This window comes from SAR324 cluster bacterium, assembly GCA_029245725.1.
Taxonomy (GTDB): Bacteria; SAR324; SAR324; order SAR324; family NAC60-12; genus JCVI-SCAAA005.
Genome location: JAQWOT010000370.1, coordinates 1 through 9,768, shown reverse-complemented (window position 1 = coordinate 9,768; position 9,768 = coordinate 1). Strand labels below are relative to the sequence as shown.

The following is a 9,768-nucleotide window of genomic DNA, read 5'->3' as shown; positions in this document are numbered from 1 at the left end:
GTAGTATTCGAAGTATATCACCGTGGGTTCCACCTTGGGGTCATAAGAAACTGACCCATAATTCTCCTCCATCGCACTTAAGTAATCATTTTCAGTAGCAAACGGTGGTGCATTGCGCTTAGTGTCTATGCTACCGTACTGTATTGAAGTGAAGTAGAAGGTCTGCTCAACCGCTTGAGCTGTGTTAATCACAACGGACCAAAACAGCAAGAGCAGGCCCCAAGGAACGATGTGCCCTACCATCTCAACCCCGCATCAAAGAAGACAACAAAATCCGTCTCGTTGCCACGGTTACTATAATCCTGCACAAAGCCGGTATCGAACTGAAGATTGTAGATTTGAATCTTGTAACCGATCATGATCAATGCGGTAGATGCCTGTAAATTGTAGTTGAGAACTTCTTCTGGAATATTTGATTTAGGATCACCTTCTGCTGGATAGATACTGGTTTGGATCACGTTCTGGATGACCAGGGACTGATTGGAAAACATCATCCACTCAAGGCTGATGAAACGGTGGAAAACTGAATCGGAGACCCACGATGGATTTTTGCCAAAACTTGTCATTCCCTGACCAAAGTAGACAAACCAAGGATCAAAACCTTTGGAAAAAGTGAACATGTAGCCCCGGTCATCGGTTCCAGAGCTGACCTGACCTCCATCCTTCTTTTCGCCATTGGCGACCTTGTAATTGAGCTTGAGTGTGAAGGCTGGCATGATCCGGCCACCCTCCCAGAGATTCCACTTGATTCCCAAGCTGGTGTCTCCACGCATCCCCAGGAAAGTGTCACCGTAGATTGGAGAATCATCGGCGACAAGCAGTTCTCCGTTGCGAGCTACATAATAGCCAAATTTATTCCGATCTGAGTATTCTCGATAGGCACCCTCTTGCTCTCCATCCGAGACACCAACTATTGCGTGAAAAGCTTCTACGTATTCGTCCATAATGCCCCCCGTCAGGGTCAGAAAGGGCACCTCGACTGACAATTCAATAGATGGAGTGAATCCATACTTGAAACGGAAGTTTTGGCGGTAGCTTTCCACGTCCATGTACAGGCCCAAATTTGGCACAGCTTGGCCTGTATCAGCGCTGTTGAAGTCACTAGCAACAATTCCCCGATCATATTCAGTTTTGGTGATTTTTTGAGTACTGCCCTGGGTATTGACAAAGGTGTTTGCCATCGAGAAGCTATAACTGGTCAGCGCTTCTCCATCCGGCAAGGTAGCTGTGTTTTCTGGATACATCCACAAGTAGGCGTGGGTCACCGGGTAGTGGTTCCGGACTTCCAAAGGCCCAAGGCCTGCGTTACGAGTCCGAGCTGGCAACGTAGATGCTGCGAGGAAAAGGATCAGCAGTAGACAGGGGAAGGCAAGTCGATTCATGTGTGGAGATGCCGTCAGCGAGAAAGTAGTGAATTCCGGCAGAAAAGATCTTGTCGGGCAATCAAGACCTGTACCAATTCCTGGGAACAAGAGAGGTTCGTGGCCAAGCTTAATGAAATGATCAAAGAATTCCGACTCTCCATTGACCAGAGTGTGGAGGCTATCGCTCTACTGATGCAGATGAATCCAGAAGATTACATACGCCTAGAGGAAGATTGGATTCCACCCGCTGATATTATTCAGCGCTTGTGTACTCTGTTTGAGTGGAATTACCAGGACATTAGCCGACTGGCACTAAATACTCCGCAGGCCCGCCAGACATCCCCAATCGAAGGAAGCCGAGCACGAGCAACTTTTGGCGAACAGCTGCAAGCAGAGCGATTAGCTGTCGGGCAAACCCTGGAAGGACTATCCACACTGCTTGGAATTCCCGTTGACTACTATCAGGCTTTGGAAGAAGGGGTAATTCCCCAAGATGAGTTGTTGCGCAAGATCTGCTCCATGTTTGAGTGGAATTACCGCCAGGTGCGACAGCGCCTGATCACCTCAACGAATCCAAGTTTTGGTGGTTACCAACCGCCACTGTCTGCAAGAGACATCCGCAATCGTTTCCCCAACAAACCAGAAACTCCTGAGTGGAATGAACCACCTCCAGAAAATCGATTCTCTCTGGGGGAAAGGCTTCGCAAAGCACGGGAAGAGTTTGGCCAACCTGTAGAAGCGTTGGCCTTGCTGCTGCAGATTTCTACAGAATTGTATGAAGAGATCGAGCAAGATCTCACCAGGCCAAGTCAGGAACTTCTGCGTCAAATCTGTGCATTATTTGAGTGGAACTACAATGAAGTGGTTCACCAATTCCGACACCAAAATCGTCAACTCTGGCAGCCTGCCATTACTCGTCTGAACAACCTGGAACCTCATCGTGTCCAGAAATTGCAAGGGCTCCAAGACGAAATTGCTATCGGTTGGAGGGATTTGAACCAGGAGCAGCAGGATGCCTTGCTCTCCCAGCTAGAACTGGTTCGGGATACCGTTGACCGTTGGAAACTCAAAAACTCTCTGTAATGCGTACCTACATGCGCGCAACTGTTTGCTCTTTTCTGTTGTTAATTGTGGGCTTCTCGGCCCAGGCACAATGGTTTCAGGTCCGCTCCTCCGCACCATCGACGGCTCTTCGCCTGTTCAGCTATCAGCAGGTTGATTTTGGAGAGAGTGGAGTCAGTGCTGACAATGGGACACAACTCGAATTGGCTCAGTTTGGACTACAGAGCCAGTACAGGGTGCTCAATCTACACCTCCTGTCTCTTTTCCGAGAAGATCTTCAACTGAGCTACTCCCAACCGAACCTGCTGGCTAGTGAACTGGATGAGGGTGGTCAACTGGGCCTCAGTGGGGATGATCTGCCCACCGAGCTGCATAGTGAGGGTTGGCGAGGATTTCTTCCGCTGCCGTTGGGTGAGAGTGCTCTCATCATCCGAGGGGGCTATCGGATTGCCAGCGACCGACGTGATTTGAGCAACGAGGACTACCACTCCCATGTTTCCATGCTTTTCTACCCTCAGGCTGGAGCCTCAGATCGTTGGGCGTTTGGAGCGTTTCAACAGGTCTACCTGGGAGAAATCAGCAACATCACTCCCCTAGCCCAGTATGAGAGCAATTCAGGTTCTCTGGCCTGGTCTGTTGGTTTTTTACATCTGCCAGGCTCTTATGATCCACCTGTTCTGCCTTACTTTGGTGTGTCTACAAGTTGGATCGCCAACTTTGAGCTTGAGTTAGTCTATCCGAGGCGATTGGCGATTGGGTTGAGACCATTTGCTGGGGTAGGACTTCGTTTAGAATTTGATGATTCCACGACCCGCTATCGACTGGCCCGACTAGATCCTTGGGAGGGCAATGTTCTGACCCTGAATCAATTTCGCCAGCAGCTGACCCTTGATTTGCATCTGTTGACTAATATTGAACTGCAGCTTGGGGTCGGTAAAGTCACTCGTCGAGAGATCATCTTGAATGATGCAGCTCTGGAAAATGAGTTGGGCAAGGTAGAAGTGGACGACAGCGACCTCAACCAATTGGGAGCCAGTTTGATCATCAATTTCTGAGGATTTCCCACCTGATCGACTTGCCAAGCAACCCACAATGAAGATAAATTGTGGGAGTTTTCTCAATCTCTTACATAATTCCCCATCCAGCCAAAAAAAGAGAGACATCATGGGAATGTTCGATAACCTCGACAACCAACCTTCAAAACCAGCCTCTACTTCCAAGAAAAAAAGTGGTGGAGACATTGATTGGAAAGCGGAACTACTCTCCTGGAAGGGAGCAGTGGGTGTTGTAGTGATACTGGGAGTAGGCTGGCTGATCTTTGGGGGGAGCGAACCAGATCGTAATGAGGTCGTCAACTACAGCAACAGCAATGTGCCGATTGGCGTGAGTGATACACTAAACGAAGAAGCAGTGAATCGACTTGGAGTGGATTTGACCGATAACCTTGATCCACAGTTGGTACCAGTGGTTGTGGCGGAAGCGATGAAGGAAGCCAGCGAAGCTGGGGTCAGCGAAGCAGACTTTATCCCTTCATTAGTCAGCAAGATTTCCAACAAGATTCGTGACATTAGCACGATTGACTTGAATGCCGATGGCCTGGCCGACCCGATCCTTGTGATGCCCGCAAACGCTTCATCCGATCAGGAATTTATCCAGTTTTCAATCAAAGTGCCTGACCCTGCCGAAGTTAGCGAGCTACCCCCTGGGAGTGATCAGGAGGCCTGGCGAGATATTGCGGAGAACAAGTCCATTGAGATCATGACCGCCTCAGCAACGAAGAATGCTCAGGATGAGCTCTCCATGCAGTCGGCACCCAACCCACAGATGTACAATTCCAGTCCAGCGCCTTACTATCACTATGCTTCTTCAGGACTGGGGACGATTCTGTTGACCTCAATGATGATGAGTGCGTTATTCTCCCCCCCCATGGGATACGGGGGATACTATGGCGGTCCTCCAAGAAACGTATCGACGGTTCAAAGTCAGCGCTCGGGTGTCACTTCTTCGATGGCTTCTTCTAATCCCTCACAAAGTACTGTGAAGAACAGCAAGGGACAGTCGGTTGGTCAATCAAATTTCAAGAAAGTTCCACCTAAGTCACTGAATCAGGTCAAAACAGCACAGTTCCGTTCAAAGAATAGTGCGGCATCAACAAATCGATCTGGTGGGTTTGGTGGCGCCAAAAACTCTGCGGTCCAGAAGCCCAGAGTTTCTGCACCCCGAAGAACAATGCCCAAGCGGAGATCCGGTGGATTTGGTCGCAGAAAACGCTAACCTTTAGTTGATGGGTTCTTCAGCGTCCGGTGGATTTTCCAAGGCTTTCGCCTGACGTTCCTGAACACTTCTCGTCAGGACTTCGGCCAGGCGCAGAGCCTCCTGCTCTGTCATTTCGATTGAGGTGACCTTCAGGACTCTCCCCATTCTCGACTTGATCGAGAGTTGAACGCCTTCCTTACTTGGACCAACCTCAAATTCAAAGTCAACTTCCATAACTTTCCTTCCAGGAAACTGATTGCAGCAGCACGACGGCCTCTGCCGCAATACCTTCTTCACGCCCCACAAACCCCAAGTGCTCAGTGGTGGTCGCCTTGACTGAGATTTGACCGACAGAGACCTGCAGATCTTCCGACAAATTTTTACGCATCTCCTCAATATAAGGACTCAGCTTGGGACGTTGGGCCTGCACTGTACAGTCCAGATTGCCTACAGCGAAGCCCAGTTCTCGGACCTTTTCATGCACGTGATGCAACAATTGGCGGCTATCTGCCCCTCGGTAGCGCTCATCAGAATCCGGAAAATGCTGACCAATATCTCCTAAGGCTAGAGCTCCAAGCAGTGCATCCATTACGGCATGGAGCAAAACATCTGCGTCAGAGTGCCCCTGTAGTCCTTTCTCATGCGGAATTTCGAGCCCTCCAAGGATGAGCGGGCGTCCTTCTATCAGGGCATGAACGTCAAAGCCGGTTCCAATTCGCCACATTCCCTAACTCAATATCTTGGGGGTTCTTGGGCACTAAGCCACCCAAGCGCCAAAGCCACAATCATTGCCAAAGAACTGAGCAGATCCCCTGTTGCCAAATACCAGATCACCAGGAAAGCGGTAGGAGCTCCATATCGGAGGGATGGACTCCGGCGAAAGATTCGGACAATTTGGCCAAAGGTTCGATTGGCATCACTGAAAAGGTTTTCCATGCATCTCCTGTTACCAGTGCTTGAGGACACACTGGAGGTCCTGTTGCACCAATTGATGGAAGAGGGCGTTGTGCCCTAGAGCGGGGCTGACCCGATGTCGTGCTTCGTGAACAAGCGTTTCTAGTAAAATGGCGCGTTTGGGAATCGTACCAAGCCAGAAGTTGGAACGATGCACCCGAATTTGTTCTTCCCCCCAGTACACTCCTGCTTCTCCATACTGGACTAAATTCCCATGTACCGCCGGTTCGAGGGTGTAGTGAATTTCAACGGTTCTCAGTTTCTCCCTCATAGCCTCTGGTAGACACTCGACGCCCTGTAGTCTGTCAACGTATTCATTGACCACAGCTTGTCGGGCGGGAACATCTTCACGCCAAACCCCAGCAACCTGCCAGATATCACTGAGAGCCCAGACCAGCAGAAGAAGAAGAACACCCACCATCCACCAGGAGGAAATTCGGCGTGGTGGCGTGGGCCAATGCCTTGGATAGGCATAGCGCCGTTTCCAGGCGAGCCACTGGCCCCATTCTTCTTGAAGTCGCTCACCTATATCCGGCCTTGCATCAAGGCACGCTACCAAATCTTCGGTCTGGTCGTCATTTAACTCATCGCATTGGACTAGCCCTTCTTCTCGGCAGGTGTGGCAGCGCAGATGGAGAAAGCGTTCCCGTTCTTGACCTCTCAGCAAGAGAAGACGCAAATCTGTTCCACCACAAGCGACACAACAAAGTGGGCCTGACGTTGTCACCAAATTCTTAGGCTGTTCTGAACCAGCAGAAGAAATTCTATCAACAACTTGTAATCGCATTGCACTTGTCACGGGCAGGACCATATGATTTCTGTTTTGACTAAAAAATCTGAATCTTCCCTCTTGAGAAGCATCACTATGCAAGCTGGGATACGCAATCCTTGGTTAAACAAACAAAACCTGACAAATGGTATCGCGCTGGCGTTGGTCATTATTGGGCTATCCTTACCCCATGAAGATGGCAACCCCTGGTTGAGCATGGGCCTCTTCGCTTTTTCAGGTGCGGTGACCAACTGGCTCGCGGTCTACATGCTCTTTGAGAAAGTGCCTGGACTCTACGGTTCCGGAGTTATCCCAGAGCGATTTGAAGACTTCAAGGCTGGAATCCACCAACTCATGATGAATCAGTTTTTCACACCTGAACGCATCGAGCAATTCCTGCGTGAATCCAATGTGGAAGGTTCACTGTTGGCATCAGGGGCGGATTCCCTGATGGGACAACTGGATACGGAGCGGGCCTTTCAAACGATGGTAAGTGTGATCGAGGAATCGTCCTTTGCTCCCATGTTGGCGATGGTGGGTGGTCAAGCTGCGCTTGCTCCACTGAAAGAACCCTTTGTCGAAAAATTCCGCGAGTTGATTCATGAAATCCTTGCAGATCCTCGAGTTCAACAGGCTGTGGAAGAGCATTTTCACAAGGCAAATGCTGCAGCAACGATGACGGAACGGATCGAAGGGATTGTCCGGCAACGTCTTGACGAGTTGACCCCAGAGCGAGTCAAGGAGATTGTTGAAGATATGATTCGCCAACACCTAGATTGGCTGGTGGTCTGGGGTGGTGTTTTTGGTGGTTTGATTGGCCTGCTGACTCATTTCTTCGTCTGAAAAATTCTTGCAATTTTTGCTCAAATGACTATCCTAAGTTGTCTTTTTAGAATTAAGTCTAACTCCTTAGCAGGGCTTGCCGATTGGCAGGCTCTTTCTTTTCGAACCAAGAAAGGTTGCCATGATCAGTGGAATGCTGGCCCGTAAGATCGGCATGTCGCAGGTTTTTCAGGATAATGGGACTATGGTTCCTGTGACCGTCCTGCAAGTCGGCCCAATGACCGTCACCCAGAAAAAAAACAAAGACCGTGACGGTTATGATGGAGTTCAATTGGGCTTTGAAGAGATCGCTGAACGCAAGCTGAATCGTCCTACTAAGGGACACCTGAAGGGACAAACTCCCGTTCGGATTCTTCGTGAATTCCGGGCAGAAGACCACGATGCCGTCACAGTTGGTCAAAAGTTCGATCACAGTATCTTCAGTGAAGGCGAACTCGTATCTGTTGTAGGAACTTCCAAGGGTCGTGGTTTCACTGGGGTAATGAAGCGTCACGGTTTCGGTGGACAGCCAGCCAGTCATGGGCACCGAGGCAAGAGACTTCCTGGTTCCATTGGTCAGTGCGCATTCCCAGCCCGTGTCTTCAAAGGTAGAAAGATGGGTGGCCAATTTGGTAATACCCAAGTGACCACACAAGGTCTAACGATCGTCAAGATCATCGACAATGAGCGACTTGTCTTGATCAAGGGTGCAGTTCCAGGTCCCAATGGTGGCTTGGTTACGATTCGTAAGTCCTGATTCGGTCTCAGCATATTTTGAAGCGTTTGAAACCTCAGGCGCTTCCTCCCCTGCTTCCTTCTTCTGATCTCCTGCAAATCCTGTTAAAGTAAAGTTTCTTGCGGATTCAACTATCCTAATTTCGCAGTGAAACCGTCTTTATCGGCAACAATCTCCATGTCACAAAACTCGAAAAAGTCCCCCCTGCTTCCTGAATGGAAAGAGGAAGACTACCGGCAAATGAATGAGTGGCTCCAGCGCCACCAGATCACTGAGGTCGAATGTCTGATTCCTGATTTAACAGGAATTGCCCGCGGAAAGATAATGCCGGCTGACAAGTTCTTGCGCAAGGAAGGTCTTCGTCTGCCAGAAAACCTATTTCTGCAGACGGTAACAGGCGACTGGGTGGATGAGAAGAAGATTGAAGCGCTTAATCCTGCAGATGGAGACATGAATCTGCAGCCAGACCCGAGCACGATCTGTCTCGTACCCTGGGCTCAGGAACCTACAGCCCAAGTAATTCATGATTGTTTGCACATGGACCGTAGCGCTATTGAAATTTCCCCGCGCAATGTGTTGCGCAGAGTCCTAGCACTCTATGAGGAAGAGAATTGGGGGATCGCCATTGCACCAGAGTTGGAATTCTACCTTACAAAAATCAACAAGGATCCTGATTATCCACTAGCACCTCCAGTAGGGAGATCCGGTCGGCCAGAAGCAACCGGTCAATTTTATGGGATTGATGCGCTCAACGAATTCGATCCACTCTTTGAAGACATGTATGACTACTGCGAAGCCCAGCAGCTAGACATTGATGCGTTGACTCACGAGATGGGTCCCTCACAAATGGAAATTAATTTTATCCATGGGAATCCCTTGCGCCTGGCAGACCATGTCTATCTGTTCAAGAGAACAATGCGCGAGACCGCGTTCCGGCATAAGGTCTATGCGACCTTCATGGCCAAGCCAATGGCTAATCTGCCCGGTAGCGCCCTACATCTGCACCAAAGCCTGTTCGACCTACAGAGCAAGCGTAATCTATTTGCTGATGAGCAAGGGAATCACACTCCCCTGTTTCTATCCTTCATTGCTGGTCTGCAGACCTATCTTCCTGAAATGATGCTGATGATTGGTCCAAACGTGAATTCCTACCGGCGGATCATCCCGAATACGGCTGCGCCAATCAACGTACACTGGGGTGTAGACAATCGTACGGTGGGGCTGAGAGTTCCCTTTGCAGAACAAGCGGACATGCGCGTTGAGAATCGACTGCCTGGTGCTGATGCTAATCCGTACCTGGCGATGGCGGCCTCACTGAGTTGCGGCTATCTTGGAATTCGGCAGGGTCTTCAGCCTGATGAACCTCTAACGGACAGTGCCTACTATCGGGATTACAGTCTCCCACGTAGCCTCTCGGAGGCTGTCGCTCTCTTCGAAGACAACCCAGTTGCCAAGGAATTGTTTGGCGAGAAATTCGTCCAGATTTATTCTGCTGTTAAACGTACAGAGTATGAAGCTTTCTTTCAGGTGATCAGTACTTGGGAGCGGGAGTTTCTGCTGTTAAATGTGTGAGAAGGCTATGGAACAGTCTCTCAACCAACGCTTCTAAAACAACCTGATTCAAACGGGGTCCACCTGTGTCATCAAATTCTTCACCTAAACTCCCCTATGCCTTGGATCATCAATACTTGGAGCGAGTCTACGCAGGTGTTCTAGGAAAAATCATTGGAGTCTACCTGGGAAGGCCCTTTGAGGGTTGGGAGTATGACCAGATTTCCAGTCAATTGGGAGATATCAACTACTAT

At 49.7% G+C, this 9,768-nt stretch carries 13 protein-coding genes; 7 read left to right on the top strand and 6 right to left on the bottom strand.

Annotation, left to right across the window (positions count from 1 at the left end):
- Together P8O70_20645 and P8O70_20640 are read right to left on the bottom strand one after the other, a co-directional pair.
- The coding region (locus P8O70_20645) for a hypothetical protein (protein MDG2199250.1) at nucleotides 1-243 on the bottom strand (243 nt) is incomplete at its 3' end.
- Nucleotides 237-1,382, bottom strand: coding sequence for a DUF3187 family protein (locus P8O70_20640; protein MDG2199249.1), 1,146 nt, complete (start codon nucleotides 1,380-1,382; stop codon nucleotides 237-239). The genes P8O70_20640 and P8O70_20645, both read right to left, overlap by 7 nt.
- A gap of 99 nt (nucleotides 1,383-1,481) precedes the next feature.
- Here P8O70_20640 and P8O70_20635 point away from each other — a divergent pair, with 99 nt between their 5' ends.
- From P8O70_20635 to P8O70_20625, 3 genes are all read left to right on the top strand, one after another.
- On the top strand, nucleotides 1,482-2,447 hold the full coding sequence (locus P8O70_20635; protein MDG2199248.1) for a helix-turn-helix domain-containing protein: 966 nt from the start codon (nucleotides 1,482-1,484) through the stop codon (nucleotides 2,445-2,447).
- Nucleotides 2,423-3,481, top strand: coding sequence for a hypothetical protein (locus P8O70_20630; protein MDG2199247.1), 1,059 nt, complete (start codon nucleotides 2,423-2,425; stop codon nucleotides 3,479-3,481). The genes P8O70_20635 and P8O70_20630 overlap by 25 nt, the downstream gene beginning before the upstream one ends.
- A gap of 109 nt (nucleotides 3,482-3,590) precedes the next feature.
- Complete coding sequence (locus P8O70_20625) at nucleotides 3,591-4,700, top strand: hypothetical protein (protein MDG2199246.1); 1,110 nt, start codon at nucleotides 3,591-3,593, stop codon at nucleotides 4,698-4,700.
- Between the two features lie 3 nt (nucleotides 4,701-4,703).
- Here the strand turns inward: P8O70_20625 and P8O70_20620 are convergent, their stop codons facing one another.
- From P8O70_20620 to P8O70_20605, 4 genes are read right to left on the bottom strand one after another with little or no spacing between them, the layout of a single operon-like run.
- Entirely contained in the window at nucleotides 4,704-4,916 is a 213-nt protein-coding gene (locus tag P8O70_20620; protein MDG2199245.1) for a hypothetical protein, read from the bottom strand.
- A complete protein-coding gene (gene ispF, locus P8O70_20615; GenBank protein MDG2199244.1) occupies nucleotides 4,906-5,406 on the bottom strand; it encodes a 2-C-methyl-D-erythritol 2,4-cyclodiphosphate synthase in 501 nt (166 codons plus the stop codon). The genes P8O70_20620 and ispF overlap by 11 nt, the downstream gene beginning before the upstream one ends.
- An 8-nt stretch (nucleotides 5,407-5,414) precedes the next feature.
- A complete protein-coding gene (locus P8O70_20610) occupies nucleotides 5,415-5,618 on the bottom strand; it encodes a hypothetical protein (protein ID MDG2199243.1) in 204 nt (67 codons plus the stop codon).
- Nucleotides 5,619-5,628: 10 nt separating this feature from the next.
- Nucleotides 5,629-6,447 (bottom strand): hypothetical protein, encoded by an 819-nt coding sequence (locus P8O70_20605; protein MDG2199242.1) that lies wholly within the window; start codon nucleotides 6,445-6,447, stop codon nucleotides 5,629-5,631.
- 54 nt (nucleotides 6,448-6,501) lie between these two features.
- Between P8O70_20605 and P8O70_20600 the strand changes: the two genes are divergently transcribed.
- The 4 genes from P8O70_20600 to P8O70_20585 all read left to right on the top strand — a co-directional run.
- Nucleotides 6,502-7,248 carry a DUF445 family protein gene (locus tag P8O70_20600; protein MDG2199241.1) on the top strand — a complete coding sequence of 249 codons (747 nt, stop codon included), beginning with the start codon at nucleotides 6,502-6,504 and terminating at the stop codon, nucleotides 7,246-7,248.
- A gap of 121 nt (nucleotides 7,249-7,369) precedes the next feature.
- Nucleotides 7,370-7,984 carry a 50S ribosomal protein L3 gene (gene rplC / locus P8O70_20595; protein MDG2199240.1) on the top strand — a complete coding sequence of 205 codons (615 nt, stop codon included), beginning with the start codon at nucleotides 7,370-7,372 and terminating at the stop codon, nucleotides 7,982-7,984.
- Between the two features lie 219 nt (nucleotides 7,985-8,203).
- Complete coding sequence (locus P8O70_20590) at nucleotides 8,204-9,535, top strand: glutamine synthetase family protein (protein ID MDG2199239.1); 1,332 nt, start codon at nucleotides 8,204-8,206, stop codon at nucleotides 9,533-9,535.
- A gap of 65 nt (nucleotides 9,536-9,600) precedes the next feature.
- On the top strand, nucleotides 9,601-9,768 hold a 168-nt coding region (locus tag P8O70_20585; GenBank protein ID MDG2199238.1), incomplete at its 3' end, for an ADP-ribosylglycohydrolase family protein.